General features: G+C 53.9%; 11 protein-coding genes. All 11 read right to left on the bottom strand.

Annotation, left to right across the window (positions count from 1 at the left end):
• Nucleotides 1-5: 5 nt before the first annotated feature.
• Nucleotides 6-692 (bottom strand): HNH endonuclease family protein, encoded by a 687-nt coding sequence (locus CON76_RS10615; protein WP_101103330.1) that lies wholly within the window; start codon nucleotides 690-692, stop codon nucleotides 6-8.
• A complete protein-coding gene (locus CON76_RS10610) occupies nucleotides 689-2,020 on the bottom strand; it encodes an AAA family ATPase (RefSeq protein WP_101103329.1) in 1,332 nt (443 codons plus the stop codon). Before CON76_RS10610 ends, CON76_RS10615 begins: the two co-directional genes overlap by 4 nt.
• Complete coding sequence (locus CON76_RS10605) at nucleotides 2,017-3,924, bottom strand: ATP-dependent helicase (RefSeq protein WP_101103328.1); 1,908 nt, start codon at nucleotides 3,922-3,924, stop codon at nucleotides 2,017-2,019. The genes CON76_RS10610 and CON76_RS10605 overlap by 4 nt, the downstream gene beginning before the upstream one ends.
• A complete protein-coding gene (locus CON76_RS10600) occupies nucleotides 3,924-5,651 on the bottom strand; it encodes an ATP-dependent nuclease (RefSeq protein WP_101103327.1) in 1,728 nt (575 codons plus the stop codon). Before CON76_RS10600 ends, CON76_RS10605 begins: the two co-directional genes overlap by 1 nt.
• Nucleotides 5,651-9,037 (bottom strand): Eco57I restriction-modification methylase domain-containing protein, encoded by a 3,387-nt coding sequence (locus CON76_RS10595; RefSeq protein ID WP_101103326.1) that lies wholly within the window; start codon nucleotides 9,035-9,037, stop codon nucleotides 5,651-5,653. Before CON76_RS10595 ends, CON76_RS10600 begins: the two co-directional genes overlap by 1 nt.
• A gap of 189 nt (nucleotides 9,038-9,226) precedes the next feature.
• Nucleotides 9,227-10,159: an Abi family protein gene (locus tag CON76_RS10590; protein WP_205758227.1), complete on the bottom strand. Its 933-nt coding sequence runs from the start codon at nucleotides 10,157-10,159 to the stop codon at nucleotides 9,227-9,229.
• Between the two features lie 51 nt (nucleotides 10,160-10,210).
• Nucleotides 10,211-13,672, bottom strand: coding sequence for a BREX system P-loop protein BrxC (brxC, locus tag CON76_RS10585; RefSeq protein ID WP_101103324.1), 3,462 nt, complete (start codon nucleotides 13,670-13,672; stop codon nucleotides 10,211-10,213).
• 44 nt (nucleotides 13,673-13,716) lie between these two features.
• Entirely contained in the window at nucleotides 13,717-14,280 is a 564-nt protein-coding gene (locus CON76_RS10580) for a BREX protein BrxB domain-containing protein (protein ID WP_101103323.1), read from the bottom strand.
• Nucleotides 14,270-15,073: a hypothetical protein gene (locus tag CON76_RS10575; protein ID WP_240592839.1), complete on the bottom strand. Its 804-nt coding sequence runs from the start codon at nucleotides 15,071-15,073 to the stop codon at nucleotides 14,270-14,272. The genes CON76_RS10580 and CON76_RS10575 overlap by 11 nt, the downstream gene beginning before the upstream one ends.
• Nucleotides 15,070-15,285: a hypothetical protein gene (locus CON76_RS10570; protein ID WP_101103322.1), complete on the bottom strand. Its 216-nt coding sequence runs from the start codon at nucleotides 15,283-15,285 to the stop codon at nucleotides 15,070-15,072. Before CON76_RS10570 ends, CON76_RS10575 begins: the two co-directional genes overlap by 4 nt.
• Nucleotides 15,286-15,862: 577 nt before the next feature.
• Nucleotides 15,863-17,028, bottom strand: a protein-coding gene (locus tag CON76_RS10565; RefSeq protein WP_101103321.1) for an IS3 family transposase whose coding sequence is annotated in 2 segments (ribosomal slippage) — nucleotides 15,863-16,755 and nucleotides 16,755-17,028 — 1,167 coding nt in all. Because the reading frame shifts where the segments join, the coding sequence is not laid out codon by codon here.
• Between the last annotated feature and the right edge of the window lie 549 nt (nucleotides 17,029-17,577).

Below are 17,577 nucleotides of genomic sequence, written 5' to 3'. Positions count from 1 at the left end.
AAAAACTATGTATTTTTGAGTTTCGAGGTTCGGCTTGCGCGTTTTTCCAGGCGTGTGGCGTAGGCTTCAAGCACCTGTGCCACCGCTTCACAGTAGGGCTCCAACATGCCGTTTTGGTCTGTTTTGCGTAGCAGTTGGGCGCGTTGTCTGGCCTGTGCTGCGGTGGGTCTGTGGGCAATGGCTCCCTGAATCTTGCCTTTGCGGTCGTTGGTGAGGTTGGGGTGGTTTAAATGCAGCACCTCTTGACTGACCGTTACACGGGCCGCCTCTGTAAGGCCGTCCACTTCACCGTTTTCTCGGAAACGAAATTGGGCAGAGACACCTCCCATCGTCGGGTTGACGAATGGCTGGGTTGCTGGGTCGTAAGCGTCTTTTAACTTGGCACCGTACTCACATGAAACACCGGGTTGGGGCACGCAGGCAATCAAGTTTTGCCATTCCAAGGACTGGTCGGGGTGTGCAGACCTGGGCAAGATGTGCTCGATGTGTGCCTGCAAACCACCATCTTTGTCCGTGATTTGCTTCATGGTGTAGGCGCAAAGCCAGCCTTGCTCTGCCGCCAGTTTTTCGAGCATGGCTTTTTTGACCGCACCGCTGAGGTTGTCGTAATGCCGGTTTTGCGGAGATGTGGCATTGCTGCGTTTCCAGTCGCGCAGCTCCTTGGGCTCCACGCCTTTGACGACCGTTTTCACCCCTGGTCTCCTGCCCCGTGTGGCAAGGTTTCTGCCTTTTCGGTGGGGTCAAACCACTCGATGTACTCTTCCAAACGCAGCACTTCGGGCAAAGCGCCGAACTTTTCACGCAAGTAAGCCAATGCAGCACGTGCATCGGTATAGGCTTCGTCTTCAATAGCGCGCTCAATGTGGCCAATTTTTTCCTGAATCCCAGCATTGCGAGCATGGCCATGCATAACTTCTTCCAGCACTTCGCTGCTACTCAATCCTAAAGTGCGTTCAGGGTGCCCTGTGACTCGAAGACCACTCATCAACCAAACCTCGTGAGCAGCCAATTCGCCAATAATTTGCGGTGAGTGGCTGGTAGCAATGAATTGCACCTTGGGAAAAGCCTGCTTGAGAACGACCGCTATGTGCCGCTGCCACTCAGGATGCAGGTGCATATCCAATTCATCAATCAGCACAATACCTGATGTTTCAGCCAGCACAGTGTCACCCAGTTGTGGATTCAACAAGCACATACGCCGAGCAATATCCACCATGAGAGCCACTATGCCACGTTGTCCATCGCTAAGCGTTTCAAACGGGGTAGGGACAATGGCAGCGTTTTGCCAGTCCAACACAAGTCGACGGTGTTTGATGTCATAGCGAAGACCCTTGGCCCCCGGTACCGCTTGGGCCACGACTTGGTTGGCCAAATCCAGCTCATCCAGTGGGCCCCCGCTCAATACCACCCCATGGTTAGAAACAAATTCCAGCCGCTCCAGCGACTTGGAAATCACCCAGCTTTCTAGACCCTCCATGTCAGTGGCTGCATCATTCCAAGATGTATAGCCGTCCTGCCTAGCGTCTTGCCGACGCACAGCAGTATCGGCACCGATACCCTCCAGTAGCCAGCGCCGCTCAGCGGTGTAAAACGCCACGACGGGCAGAGCACCTGTGCCCCCTTGGGCAATGCGCGCAGCAATATCGGAAAGTGCTGAATAAACGGTATGTTCGAATTTGTTTTGGTTGTTGCCGGGGCCGGCGGTCTCTAACCACCAGCGGCGTGACTGGCCGTCAATGTCGCCACTGACCTCCAAACGTACAGGGTAGCAACGCTCGTAACGGACACGCCCCTGCATTTCCAACAAAACTAAACGAGCATTGGCTTCTTGTTCATGCGGCCAAACAATGGCATTGCTCAAAGCATTGACCGGCGTGGCTAGGCTGGCAGCCACCGCGCGTAACAGCGATGTTTTACCACTGCCGTTGATACCGATAAACAAGTTAAATTGCGGTGAAAAATCGAAATTTGACTTTTCAAAACAGCGAAAATTTTGCACTGACAGATGATTAATTCTCATTTACTTTTCCCCATCAGTTTCATCTCAAACAAAAAACGAGACGGTGGCTTACGCCAACCGTTATATGTATTAGCATAAGAAAGGCTTAATGACTTCATCGTTCGTGTAATAGCCACAAAGCAATTTCGTCGCTCTTCCTGCATCTCTCGAGTGTTATCGCCAGTCTTTTTGGCTTGGAACGATGGCAGCTGGTCTTCAGCCATGCCGACAAGGTAAACATGCAGGAATTCAAGCCCTTTAGAACTGTGAATAGTCAAGCATCGAACTGAGTTGGAGGGTGCATCTGGTGTTTTATTAGCCAATGCGATTTCTTGGAGAAACTGTCCTAATGAGAGCGAATACGCATCGTCTTCTCCGCCAATCTCACGAATAATACTTCGCCAAACGGTTCGCTCAGATGAGTACTCCGCGTATTGCTCATCTCCACCGTCACGACTCGCATTCTCGACAGAATCGAAATAAGTTAACGATTCCTGGATAAATTTGGCGTAATTGCCACGGACTAAAACTGTAACCGCCTGCCGCAGCGGTTGTGGAACTCCGGTGCTGTTGGCAACAAGCGCTCCCAGTGCTTCCAATTGGTCGCCGTTGAGCTGCACGGAAAAACTTGCGAGGTCTTCCTCGTTTGAGTCTTGTTCCACGCAGTCAGACAGTGCTTTCATAACATTTGAAGCCAAGTCATCGTCTGACCGAACTAATGCCAGCTTCAAAGCAGATGTTATGAAGCGCAGAGGGGCACTCTCAAACTTTGATTTTCGCCGTTGTATATGACTAGGAATCGATACGGCTTCCAATTCCTTCTGCACGCGCTCCAGCAGTTTTGTTGCACGGGCTAATATCACAATATCTGACGCGCGAGCACCTCCTGCGATTCGTGCTTTAACATGCTCGGCGATGCCTTGGGCTTCCTTCTGGTCATTCTCGAAGGACAATAGTTCAATGGAGTCTGCACCTGAACTGACTTTCATGGAAAGCAAGGGCTTTCTATCCACCGACCGTTCATCGTTGTGAACGATAAGCGCGTTAGCCAACGCTACTACCTCTGGCGGGCATCTGTAGTTCTCCGGCAGTTGAATAGTCGTCAGGTCGTAGTGCTGCTCAAGTTCTTTCACTCTTGTTGGGCTGGCACCGTTCCACTGGTAGATAACTTGGTCATCATCACCAACGATAAAAACATTCGCATTCTTTTCAGGTGCCAGCGCACGAAGGATGCGGTATTGGGCAACGTTCGTGTCCTGAAACTCATCAATACAAACAAAGCGATAAACCGTCCGAAGCTGCTTGCTGATGCGTGGCCGCTCTCTGAGCAATGCCTCGCAAAAGTACAGAATTGCTCCGTAGTCCAAACAATTCTGCTGCTTTAAAAGCTCCTTATAGCAAGAGAACAGCACTTTAAGCTGCTGGCCTACCTCCTGGTCTTTTAGTAGCGTGGGAACCTTCTCATCAGGCGTGACGTTCCGAAAAAGGAAGTCAACTGCAGTCAGTGTTCGCTCGGCGGATACAAATCTAGTGAACTCGTCTTCTTTTTTATCGAGTATCGACTTAACTAGACCAATCCGCTCAGATTCTTCAAGAATTTCGAAATCTGGACTGAACCCAAAGTAGCTTCCGTGCTGCCGAAGAATGTCAGTAGCGAAAGAGTGAAATGTTGTCAGAAGTACCCGCTCTTTTGCGTTTGGTACTAATTTCAATAGCCGCTCGCGCATTTCCGCAGCAGCCTTTCTTGTGAATGTCAGGCAAAGAATCCGAAACGATTCTCCTTCACTTTGCGCTATCAATCGGGCAACTCTAGAGGTAAGAGTTTTCGTCTTTCCTGACCCAGGTCCAGCCAGCACAAGCATGGGGCCCTCATCCCATAAGGCAGCTTCAGTCTGATTGGTATTTAGTTTCTCTAAGTATTCCATTAACCTCTCCCACCAAGAGCAGCTGCTCTAAGGATGACGTTCTTCAAGTCGTTAGGAATAGCATCTGGGCCTCTCTTGCGCATCTCCTCAATAATTGCATGTGTGGCAGCTGGCTTACCAGCATCGCCAATGCACTTTACTAGCTGGTTAACATAGTTAATCTCCCCTTTTTTGGCGGTCATGTTTTTTATCTTTTGTGGGCTTGCCTCGTTCTCATAGATATCGATAAATCCATTATTTGCTAGATACTCTTCGATAGCCTGATTATCAGGCAGCATGAATAAGTGGTCATCTTTCATAGCCCTGGCAGGAAGCCTTTCTTTGGCTTTTTTAAAATCATCTTTACCTTGTCCATCGCAATCAATCAAGCAAAACCAAGGAATCCCTAACGCATTAGCAACCTCCAAAAAATAAGATATATCTCCTTGTCGATATTCTACACAACGAACTCCAGCCTGTTCGAGGTCAATATTCAGCACCTCTGCCACACCTGGAAATAAAATTGCTTCCGTTTCTCCCTCACCGAGTAACCAGCAACGTGCGAAAAACAACTCTCCTCTGGTACGACGCACCAGAAAATTAAACTTGTTCCGCTCTCTGTTACGCAGCAGAGAATTAGGAATCATCCCGTAATGAACCTTGCCATCCTTTCGATAAAGGCGACGAATGTCACTAATATCTACCTCAGATAGCAGGTCGCCTGAATGAGTGGCAATAATTTTTTGCCCATCAATCCCCTTGATGGTTTTCCAAAGCGACCGGATAGCCGTCGGATGTAAATGTGCTTCAGGCTCTTCAAGCGCAACGATTGGTTTCGATTCTTTGACACCTTGCTTCCGAGCAAGCTCAGACCGTAAGAATGCATCGAAAAGCATAAGAACAGTAAGACTTTGGGTGCCCTCGCCATGACGAGCGATGGGTAGGCGAGCCCCCGTAGCCGAGGCTATACTGACTTGGGTTTTATTCAGCATGTCAAAGATTCGGGCCGGTATGGCATCGATACTAATGACATTCTCACTACCCAAGGAAACTAGCTCTTGAACCTTGGATAGATGCTCGCGAACACTATTGAAAGTGCCATGAGCTTTAATGATTTCTTCATTAATGGATTGAAGCTGTTTTTCAATTTCTGTCTTTTTTGTATTATCTATTTGTGAATTTTTGACAAATGGAGACCAAAATTGAGAAGTCTTCGAAAATTCTTTACCTGCATCACGAAGTGCTGACAAATAAAAAAGAGGACGAAGTTGTTGCAAGGTCGAAAGACGGCTCGGACTTTTGCCAGCCAGAGGTTTTCCTGCTGCATCCAAGAAATCGTACGATGTAATAATCTCTGAAGTGTTCGATGAAAACTTTGATGTCACTTTGAGCTGAACACGGTAGAAGTCTTTTGGTGCAATCGGCATCAGAATTCCACCATCGCCACCTAGCTGACGTTCAATCTCCTCAGACCATTGATTTTCTTCTGATTCTTCAAATGTAAGCGTTATTTCAATCGATGGAGCGCTTGCAGGGTCAACAGCAGAATTCTCGAAGTGAAAATCAAACTCATCAAATACAGCCGCTCTGCCACCGGTTCGCAGGTACTGAAGGCAAGCACGAAGCGCGTGAAGAACAGTCGTCTTTCCGCTGTTGTTTTCGCCGACAAGAACAGTCGTAACTCCTAGAGGGAGTTCTAACGTCTTAATACCCCGGAAGTTTTCTAGCTGAATTTTGGTAAGATACATCAGAAGTTACCCCTTGCTGCCAGTTTCTCAGCCCGCGTCAAATGGTGGTCGTTGATGCGGTCGCCGTTGAATTTGTGGAACCACGGGGCGCTTTCTACGTCTTTGCCACGGTCTTTGTCCCAGGTGATGTTGAGCTTGGGCTTTTTGTTGTGGCGCAGCACTTCGGCGGTCATGAAGGGGCGGATGTTGAGGCGCACGCCGTCATTCAGGTCCGGGTTCCAGCCTATGGGCTGTTGGGCCAGCGGCTTCCAACGGACAAAGATGTCGTAGCCCGTCTTGCCGTCAAAGTCGCCTTCCAGAATGAGTTCGAGCCGGCGCTTGAGGTCTTGGGCCGCAGACAAACGGGTTTGGGCACCATCAACGCCACCACGCACACCGGCTTCCTGCTGACGTATCCAGTCGCCCAGGTAGGTGTGGATGAGGCGTTCCAAGTTCTTGTGGTCCAGTTGGTGGTAGTTGACCAAGGCGGCAAAGCCGTCCTTGAGTCCATCCCACACGTGCCAGATGAAGGGGCGGTGGTGGAAGCGTTTGGCATGCTGCTCAAAGAACTTGTCACGCAGCCACACATCCAGGCCTTTGCCTATACAGTCGGCATCGGCCAGCAGCTTGTCGAGCACCGCAGGCCGCCAGCTGCCAGGCTCCACGGTCTCCCAAGCGGCAATCAGCAGCTTGAGCAGGCGTTCGTGGGCAGACGGTTCGCCACGGACTGACGGCAGGCAGACGATGCCGTCGTCGTCGGTGTGCGCAGACAATGGTTTGCAGCGCGCTGTCCAAGCACGCGCTTCGTCCGACAGTTCCATCTCTGCATCGGTCTCGGCAGGCCAACGGTAGCCCACCAGACGGGCTACTGCGACTTGCAATGGGTCGGTGGCGGGCTGGGGGTGGCCGTGGAACAGCCACTGCGTGGGGTCGTCGGAGTAGGGCTTGGGCAGGCCGTGGGGGTAGCGCTCGGCGGCGACTTGTTGCCAGTGGGCGAGGTCGAACGTGGCTTTTGCTAGCGTCGGATAGGTAACCTTCAGGGATTGGTCGATGTTACGAATATTGACCGTGTATTCATCGGATTGAACGTAAGCCAAAATTGCAAGAAGTTCTTCTTGCTTTTTCGGCAGAAGAACGGCCGTGTTGTCATCAAATGCCTCACCGGTGTAGATAACAGACGGTAAATCACGCATTTGCGTAATTGCGACACCTTTGCTCCCCCATGCCTCTAACCCAGTTATAACCACTGGAGCCTTATCACGAAGCTGCCGCAGAGCTCCGACTCCCTCCTCCCACAGCAGGACATAGTGGCGACCGTCAAAGTGGCCCTTCTGCTTGACAGTGCTCTGCTGAAAAATCCAGCTATTGCCGCGCTCAACAATCTCCCAAAAACATTTTCCAAACCTCACGTAGTCGGTAGTTGAAATGCCATGCAGGCTTTGTACATGAGATGAAAGCAACTTTCCGGGGTCAATAGGCGCCAGAGAAACAACTGCATCCGGATTCCCCAACTGCCCTGTCTGGCTCACCGCCACCACCGCGCCCTCGCGCAGCAGCCGCGCCTTTTCTGGCGCCGACTTGGGCGCGCTGGCGTCCACGCCGTGCAGCGCAAAGCCTTCCGGCGCCGGGGTGCGGGTCTGGGTGAGCAGGATGATGAACGCGCCCGCCGCCTGGGGGCTGTCAAAACCGCCCTCGCCCAAGCGGGCCAGCAGGTTCCACTGCACGCGCTGCAGCAGCGATTCGCGCTGCTTTTTGTAGCTGGTCAAAAACAGCCAGTTCTGCGGCATGACGATTTGCACCACGCCCGCGCCTTGTCCGGCCTTAGCAGGGTGCGCCAGCTCTAGGCAGCGCTCCAGAAACACGTTGGCCAGGTCGTTTTTGGCGTCGGGGTAATGCTGTGCGCAATAGGCTTTCAGCGTGTCGTTTTGCTTGCCGCGCGCCAGATACGGCACGTTGGTAATCACCAGGTGGTAGCGCCCCTGCAGCAGCCGGGCGGCGTCGAGCAGGCCCCGGGCGCTCAGGGCCAGTTCCAGCAGTTCGCCGTGGGGCGCATCGGCGGCGCTGCTTTCCTGGGCCAGCGCCTGGGTCAGCAGCTCGCGCAGCGCCTGCACGTTGGAGGTGGCCAGGTCGTCCTTCAGGCTGCGCGCGGGGTCCAGCAGGCTGCCCAGCAGCGGGGCTTGGGCAAAATCGGCCTGTAACGCCCGCAGGTCTTGCGCTACCAGCTCTTTATTTGATAGCGATTCGGGCACCAGCGCGCTCCAGTCTGCGGCGCTGGCGTTGAGTTTGAGGCCGCAGCAGGCAATTTGCGGCGCGGGCATGTCGGCGCGCACGCCCAGGGGGTGGCCGTCTTCATCGGGGTAGCGCCAGGCGGCCAGGGCCAGGGCGAACACGGCAATTTCCACGCAGCGGGGGTCCAGCTCCAGGCCGTGCAGGTTGTCTGCAAGCACGGCATCTACGGCGTCCAGCGCGGTCAGGCCCTCGGCGGCCATGCGCATGGGCACCAGCAGCAAGAAGGCCGCCACCAGAAAATGGCCCGAGCCGCAACAGGGGTCTAGCAACTTGAAGTCTTGCAGGTGGTTGGGCCAACCTTCAAACCGACCTGCCGCCGGGGTGCCGTCTTCCAGGGTACGCAGGTACGGCAGTGGCACTGGACAAGGTTGGCCAGGACAACGTGTGGCCCACCAGGCCCCCAGCGAGTTGTGGAGCAAGAAGTCCACCATGTAAGGCTCGGTAAAGAGCTGTGTGACCGCAGGCAGTTCGTCGGCACCAATCTTGACCTCCGAGGCGTTGACCTCGTCCTTGCGCTTGGCTTGCCAGAACTGATAGACCCAGCCCAGGCTGTCGCTGGCTTGGAACACTTCGGTAGGCAAACTGGCCAACAGGCGCTCCAACTCACGCTGGTGCTCTGGGGCCAACGTCAGCTCGAACACGGGGCTTTGGGGCTTGAACACTTGCGGCAACATGCGCGCGGCCAGCTTGCCCGCCAGTTCCCATTGGCTTTTGGCACCCAAGTTCATGTCGGGGTCGGTTTCTTGCACCAAGGCTTCGCAGTCGTCCAGCGATACCGCAGCACCAGGCTCCCACAGCAGCAAGCCGTTTTCGGCCAAGAAACGCGCAAACAGCATGCGGTGCCAGTGCTCGTAGGACACTTCCCACACCAGTTGCTGTACGGCTTGGGTGTCGTCGGAAGCTTTCACATCACCCAACGCACGTCCGTGCGCACGCAAACGGCGACGCAAGGCTTTGAATGGTTCGCTGAGGTAGTCCGGTGCCCTGGCTTCGGCCACCGCCAGCTGGTTCAAGGCAGCACGTGCGCCTTTTTCAGCCACTTCGCGTGCAGCTTTGACGGTGTTTTCCAGCTGGGTGCGCTGGGGTTTGGGCAGAGGTAGGGTGTAGGCGGCAGACATGGCGAAATTTTTCTCAAATGGCGTTCAGACGCTTGCTGGGGCGCTGCAACACCGGATTTCTTGGGCAATTAGGGGCTAACTTGGGCGGTTTCCTCAGCACACAAGCACCTGTTTGGTTTATGATTGCAAGCAATATGCCCGGCGCCTCTGCACTCTGTGTACGCGTCGGTTCTCATTTGTGGGCTCCTCTTAGCCTGCTTGCCAAGGTTCGGTAGTCACCCAACCGGCAAAAGCCCCGAAGTCTTGCAGCAAAAACCGTGCGTTGTCGGTGTGCGGAAACTCGTCTTGCATCAAGCTTGTCACACGCTGGCTCCAGCTGGAGCGGGGGCAAATCACCTTCAGCAATTTCTGCATCAGGCAAAAGTAAAAGAACGGGCGTGAGTTGTCCAACTGCACGGGCCAATCTGCTGGCTTGGCAGAGCGTTCCACCACGTTGATGTTCCATAACCTGCTGTGGTGCGCTGATACGTTGCGGATGAAGTTGAGGCTACGCAACCATTGGGCAAAAGCTTCACCGTCCGGTGCGCCGTAAAGGGTTGCAATCTGCTGTTGGTCGGTGTGTTGCATCCCTGCGAAAAGCTTGGACAACAAGCCAAAGTCCCACACTTCCACAGCAACCCAAACGGGCAAAGACCCATACTGTTGTTTGTGATGGAGCACAAAGGGCTCTTTACGGGCACGGTACAGCATGGACTGGTATTTGGCCAGCCAGACTTGGTGCTGTGTCTTGCCAGCATCCGGACCTTTTTTGATGCGCTTTTTGGTAAAGTTGCCGTGCAAGCAGTCCGATTTTTCATGGGCACAGGAGTCACGCTGACCCAACACGTGCGCGACATCCACACGCACGGCCATTTCTATTCGCTCAAGCGCATCCAAGGCCAACAGACGCAGTTTCTTGTCAAAGATGTACAAACGCACCACATCTTCAAAGCGGCTGCCAGGCACAAAGCTGTCGGACAAAACCGTGCATTTTTTCTCGGCGGATGCCTCGCGGTTGATGGCGCGCAGTGGGTGCCAATAACCGCTCAAACGGTAGTAGCCCAAGCGTTCCAGATAGTCGATGGCTGCAACGGGGTCTTCAACTTCCAGACCACGTGCCTGAAGCAGTTCCAACTGCTGCACAAACGACCGCCAAGGTTTCAAAGGTTTCATGCGGTATGTGTCCTAGCTTGCTCACAAAGCCACAGGTCCTTGTTGCAATTTGGCCTGCAAGAGAGCCTCCACCTCGGCCAGCCAAGCCTGAAGCTCAGCCTCGTCGTTGAGCGTTCGCTTGGGCAACGTGACGTGGACAACGTTGGGTTTGAGCCACTGCACAGCGGCATGCCGAGCGGCCTCGAAACGGCTGGGCAGTGCTTGAATTTTGGCCACCCAATGCTCCAGGTCGCATTCGTCCAGCGCGTCCTGGATTTCGTCTGGTGTGGCAAGCTGCACCGTAGCAGAGACCGACAAATGGTGTTTGCTGCCCAGTTCTTCACGTTGGGTCTGCGACAGCTTGTTCCAGTCGGTGTCGGCTTGGAGTTGCGTTTGCTGCTGCTCAAAAGTCTGCTGGAACTGGGCCAGTTTGGCGTTGAGCGATTCGCGCAGTACCTCCACCGTCTTGTCCAGCAACGGACGCACTGGGTCAGGCTCTGCGAGCAAGCTGCGCTGGGCTTCAATGGCATCCACATCGGCTTTGAGGGCAGCGTAAGGCCCCAGGGCCTTGGCATGGTGCAGCAGAGCTGTCAGCTGGCGCCAAACTGGCCAGCGCTTGGCAAGCTCGTTGGCGGTCTTGCTCCAATCCTCTGAGCAGCGCACGATTTCGTCGTACCGGTTGAAGAGCTCCAGCAGCTGTGCATTACCAGACTGGGCTTCAATTGCGTCAATGAAGGTGGGTTTGGGTACTTCGGGAGCAGGTGCTGCGCCACCCGCCTTGGATGCCAGGTCACGCAACTTGGCCAGCAAGGTGGGCAACTTGGCTTGTTCTTCCTTGGGCTGACAAGGTACCTTGACCACGTCAAACAGCTTGCGAATCTTGATGAGCTGTATCGGCGTGATGTTGACGCTCTCACAGCGGAAGCTGGCTTGCGTGAGTTTGTTGCGCTCCAGGCTCTTGGCATCAACAGGTTTGGCACTGGCATCGGTGGCCTTGAGGTGGCCCGTGGCGAGCAAGGCATACAGTGCGCCATCAATCGCATCGCGAGGCCAACCAAAGGGTGGGGCTTCGAAGTTGTCCCGAATCTCAGCGCCTTTTTTGCCGGGGCCGATGTAGCCCAGCAGTTTCTGGCACACAGGGTGTTTGTCTGCCTCCTGTGCGTGACCAACAAACTTGAGAGCGTCCAGGTTGCCTTTACGGACTTCATCCAGCACCTTGCCCCACATGTCGTGGTCGGCTGCATCAAACTGGCCATACAACCGAATAGCCGAAGCCTTGGCAGCACGGTTGATGCGGTCAGCCAAATCGTTGCCGTCCAGGGCTTCCTGACCGCCTGCCTGAAAAACACGTACACCCGCCATCAGTTGGCCCAACAGCTGATTGAGCTCTTTTTCTGCGTTGCTCTGGCGGCTTTCCATGGAACGTTGGGCATCACGACCTTGTTCAGTGGCTGGGCTGCCTTTCTTTTGCAGGGTGTTGCGCGAAGCCTCCAATGCCACGATGGCGTTGGTGAGCTCTGTCTTGTGCTCAGCGGGCAAGAAAACGAACAACGTTGGGTTGGCGGCATTTTTGGACTTGGCCTCGGCAATGACCGATTTCTCCTCCGTTTGCCAACCATCCTGAATCCAGATATACAACGCCTTGTCGTGGTTCTTGGGCAAGTTCTCGTCAAAGGTGGGGGTCAACGTGCGTACTTCGTTGCCTTTACCTTGGGTCACACGTACCTTCTTGAGCAGCTCGAAAAACCGCGCCCTGAGCAGTTCTGAGCGTTTTTGCTCCACACGCTGCGGAGCGGCTTTGAGTTCGGCTTCCTGGGTGCGGAATTCATCGTACCAGGCACTGGATTCACGGGTTTGCAACCGGTACTCGGTGCCATTGCTGCCCGCCAAGGACATGATGAGGTTGTCTTTGTTCTGCAGTTCATCGAGCAGTGCAGGTAATTTCTTGCGCAACGCTGCTGAACCCGCAGACAAGTCGGTCACCAGCAAATCGGCCAACACTTCATCCGTGGCCTTCAAGCCAATGTCCAGCGCAGTATCAGAGGGCAGCTTGTTGATGAGGTAAATGAGCTTGAGCAACTTGCCCTTGAGCGGAGCGTCTCCTGGACCGTTCATGAACCGCTGGACGTTGTCAAACACCTCCTTGGGCAGTTGTGCCGTGGACAGCAGGTTGTTGGCAATTTGGTCGTAGAGAAAGTCGCCCGAGACCACATGGCCAAGCGGTGCATTCGCGGTATCCAGCACAGCTTCGTGCACAACGCGCAACTGGCTGCGCAACTGAGATACGGTGCCTGTGGTGTCAATCGTACGCAACACACGTTCCCAGAATCGACGGCGCACAGGCAACAGCGGGTAATCGGAGGTCAAGAACGCTTCGTCCTCTGGTGCGTGCTCAAGCTTGGTACCGCGCAGGTGGCGGGAAATCTCACCCAGGTTGTTGCGCCAGACCTCTGCCACCAGCGGTTGTGCAGAAGGCTTCTTGGCCAGAATAATCTGACGTGTGACGTTCTCAGCGTCCCAATCCCCCAATGTGACTTGCACCGGAAAACGCCCCATCAGACGCTGCAAGTTCGGCATGCCGGACAAAGCCGATTGGCCCGTACCCACAAACAGCAACTTGCCATTGAAGTGCTTGCTGAGGGTCTCAGTGACCTCCTGGACTTGGAACGCTTTCTCAGCGTCAGCCCCAATGTACTGTTGCACTTCATCCAGCACAATGAGCGTCAACGGAAACTGCTTATTAACCGTCAAGGCTGCGTCAATCGCTTCCGTCATCTGCTCGCTGGTCACGTCGGTCAGCTGCGGAAACTGTTCCTTCAGCAATTTGAGGGCATCGGCTTCGGTGTGTGCCAGCCCAGGGCGGACTTGCAACAAAGCCTTGGCCAATTGAGTCGACACGTACATGTGCGGCAGCTCTTGTGCCAACGAACGACCCGCAGCTTGCAACGCTGCTTCGACCGCAGCCCAAATACCTTCACGCTGCAGCCACAAGACAAACTTCGCCTGGTTGTACTGTTGCGGCAGGTTTTTGGACTTAAACACAATGCCCAACACCGCCAGACGAACCTTGTCACCAGCACCGGCACCCAATTTACCAGCTGCGGCATGCAATCCACCGTAGCGCTTGCCAGCGGTGGTGAGCTCTGTGAGCAAATCGGACACATTGGATGTGACGTTGACCAAACTGCGGGCTGTAGCGCCACCGGCAAAATGGTAATCAGTCCACAGCGTTCGCAACATCTTGGCCAGATGTGATTTACCACTGCCGTAAAACCCCGAAATCCACACGCCTGGCTGCTCTTTACCATCTTGCAAGTTCAGCAAGAACTTCTCCAGCATGGTTTTTAGACCTTGCTCGTATTGACCGTTGCAGACAAAGGTCTCGAGTTCATAGCGCAGAATCTGCTGGGCTGCAGCTGAATGGTCTTCAGACACCTCTGCCACCCCGTTGTTGACAAGCCGATTTTCTTGCGGCAGCTTGGTGTAAATATCCTTGTTGAGCATTTTTCTCCCCTGGGTTGCTGGTTTCTGGTACTTGAGTTGTGTGTTCAGTTTTGGGCCATCAGCGGGACCGCAAGATAATTCCAACCGTCACGGGCATCGAGCAGCCGGTAGGTGTGATTCTCTGGATGGTGCTCTCCAGGAAAAAACACCAACAACCTGCCTTGGACTGATTCTTTGATGCCCTCAATCACGGAAGAAACCCGCGCCAAACCAAACAAGGTTCCCACACCCAGCAGTACAACGACGGTATCGGGTGTGGCTTCAGACGCGATGCGAGAATTCAGCTGTGCACACAAGTCAGCAACAAACTCCGTCAGCTCACCATTCTGATAGCCGGACAAATCCTCGGGCGATTCGAAGTAAGCGTCTCTGTACTCCTGCGCCATCATCCAGTTCGGAAAAGCGTTCGTTACATCTAACAGCAACCAGTGCTTACCTGCCTGTTGGGTTGCCAGAGCGAACTCGTCCACATGGGCACGCAAACGCAACTCATCGTTCTTGTCGTAAAGGGCAAAAATCACCCGCTGAATTGCAGCGAGCCCACTTTGCCACGGCACGCTCAAATGGTCACGGTAAGCGGCTAACAACTTGGAAACCTTAGACGACACAGGCAAGCTCCTCACACACCAAATCTTCCTCTGCAGTGAGGTACCCTGGGAAGCGTACTTCTTTGATGCCACCAGCATTCATGAACACAAACAAACCTCTGTGCGAAGCTGCAATGGCCAAGGACTCCAATTCCTCAAGCGGTACACACAACAAATCTGTCCACGATGAACTGAACAATCGCTGGCCTGTTCGACCCTGCAGAAACCCAAGAAACAGCAACATGACCAACGACTCTGGACATGAAATGGGTCGTGAGCGAAATCTGCGTGTATGACGACCAGACAAGAAGCCAGCCGCAGACCACGTACCTGCTACGTTTTGAGCAAAAGAGCGAATGGATGCAGGACTGAAGCGTTCGGGATAACGGGATACCAGAAACGCCTCCACTGTCTTGGGAGGCATCAAAGCACCAAACTCCTGGCCCAGTACAAAATCCTGCGTGCTCCTTAACAGCGGGTCTCGTGCCAACGCCATAGCCAGAGCCAACATGGGCTGTGCAGCTTCATTAAGCGACCACAACCGACGCAACGCCCGAAAAATAGGATTGCTGGGGTCAAGTGCGTACAAGGTTGTCAGGTGATGCAACGCCAGCTCACGTGCCTTGCGTGTTGGCTTGCTTAATATGTTGCTGTCTAGCACGGCTTGAGCGTACTGCTCACGCACAGCATCTGGTGCCGTATGTGCCAGCAAAAGCCTCAGGTCCTGCAGCATCATCGTCCTGGCTGCATGTGGCCCATTCATGCCAAAGCGGAAACCCAGCCTAGCGAGAAGGGCGTGGTGTTGCTCAGTCACAAAGCGTTTGCTCGTGCACTGTTGTTGCTGATGCTCTGCAAGGTTTCAGCAGACACACCGTTCAACGGATAGCCGTGGGCATGACAGTAGCTCACGACCATCACCTCGAACATATTGGCCAGGCTGCGCATCTCGCGTTGAGCAGCCGACTGCAAGGCTTCTTTGAAATGTGGCTCTACTCTAAAACTGACAACTTGCGACTTGACGGACATTGCTGGCTTTCTGTAAGCATAACGCTAGCAATATAACATCAACAACAGGGGCAAATCGCTTTCAAGCACAAGTTTGAGCGTCAACGAGCAACAAAAACAGCAACCAGGTCAGTAAGCAATGAGGACAACAATAAGCTTGGGAGCATCAACCAAACAGCAACGAGCTTAGGAGCAGATACTGCAGCTAAGTGCTTCGGTGGTGAGATTATGTGAGCTTATTGATTATTGATTATGTAGTGTCTTTTCCCTCTATAAGCCATGTTCTAAGGTCGGCTTATAACTTACAGAATACATGCTTACATTTTTACAAACACATGTAAAATCATGTCTCAAAGTCGGAAATTGGCTATCCAGAGCATGCCTGCCGTGGCCGGTACCAAGCCGTTCGATGTCCATTGCACCACCGTACGCCAGAAGCGACGGTCTCTCATGCAGTGAAGGCCAGTCGTGCGGGAATAAAGCCCCAGGCGTTGGAGTTGACATACGGGGTAAGTACGCAAACGATGTCCAAGTGGCGACCGGACTTCTATGTCGTGGTCAAGTTTTTTCGGACATTGGGATAGGGGAATTTACAAATTCATGGTTTTGCCAGGTGCTGCTGTTCGTATTGGTTGGGAGGGCAGTAGCCCAGCGTTGAATGCAGCCGAACGCTGTTGTAAAAGCCCACGATGTAGTCGACGATGTCGGCTTGCGCTTCTGCATGGTTGGCGTAGTCGCGCTGCCAAACGCGCTCCATCTTCAGGTTCAGAAAGAAGCGTTCCATCACGGCGTTGTCCCAGCAATTTCCTTTTCGGCTCATGCTGCCAATGAAGCCATAGCGTGCCAGCAAGGCACGGTGCTCGGCACTGGCGTACTGGCTGCCACGGTCGGAGTGCACCACCAGGCCCGCTGGCGGACAGCGACTGGCAATGGCCATGCTCAGGGCCGAACACACCAGCTGCGCGGGCATGCTCGGTGCCATGGCCCAGCCCACGACTTTGCGTGAGAACAGCTCCAGTACCACTGCCAAGTACAGCCAGCCACTGCGCGTGCGCACGTAGGTGATGTCGCACACCCAAGCCTGATTGGGGGCCTCGGGTGTGAACTGGCGGTCGAGCACATTGGCCGCCACGGGCAAGTTGTGGCCCGAATCGGTGGTGTGCGTGAACTTGCGCCGCCAGCGTGCTCGCAAGCCGTTGTTGCGCATCAGCTTTCTGGCCTTGTAGCGCCCCACAGCCAGGCCTTGCTCTTTGAGCGCAATGCTCAAGCGTCGGCTGCCGTAGCTTTGGGCGCTGGCCTCAAAGGCCGCTTTGGCCTGCACGTCCAGCGTGCTGACCAGCTTGGAACTGCGCTGGCGTTGGCGCGCCGCGTACAGGCCCGAGCGACTCACGCCAAACACCCTGCAGCATTGCGCCGTATTGGCCTTCTTCGCATCAACTGCGCTGTCCACCAGGTTCTGCATCATCGCATTGCCCGGGCGAAGAAGGCCGACGCTTTTTTTAGCAGCTCGTTGTCGGACTTGAGTTGACGGTTCTCGGCTTCCAATTGCCGAATGCGTTGCTGTTCAGCAGTCAAGGGCTTGCCAATACCGCAGCGCCCGGCCAGCTCTTCATCAAACTGCGTCAGCCAGCGGCGCACAGCGCTATCGACCAGGTTCAGGTCTTTGCTGACCTGGCCAACGCTCAGGCCTTGGTCTCGAACCATCTTGACCACTTCCAGCTTGAAGGCTGCGTCAAAAACTCGGCGGGGTTTCTTTTCTGTCATGTGTGTCTGTACTCAGGGGGGGGCCAATCAGCCCCTATCCAAGTGTCCTAAATTATTAGACCATGACACGATGCCTATGTAGCGTTGGAAGCTGGAGCTGGTTTGCTTCATAATACTTTTAGTGTTTTCGAAATTAGTGCGAGTGGTAGGCCAAGTAGGGCATGACTGTTACAGAAGGAACCAAAGGGCTATTTAGCTACTAATTTTTCGAAAAGTAGTTACACTAAGAACGCTGTTAATAGTGGCCAAATAGCAATCTAATCGAGATAACGTTCACGGGATGCCACCCCAGTACTTGGAAGAGAGTATCCACCTACAGTTTCTGGAAGAACGAAAGAACTGTATACTATTGCCACCGAATTGAACAAAGAACGTGTTGTGTAGACGTGCCTCAGGCAGCATCTAACCGCCTTGGATGCTGTTCCGTGAATTCACTACTACATTCAATTCGCCAACTAAAAATTAGTTTTCTTGTTCATCTCCACTCCGAAGTCTTAATTTTGTGCTACAATGCACCTATTGCAGTAACCGCCGCGCTTACGCGGCTTA

Origin of the sequence: Macromonas bipunctata (assembly GCF_002837135.1) — a bacterium.
GTDB lineage: Bacteria > Pseudomonadota > Gammaproteobacteria > Burkholderiales > Burkholderiaceae_C > Macromonas_A > Macromonas_A bipunctata.
This window is presented reverse-complemented; position numbering and strand designations above follow the sequence as displayed.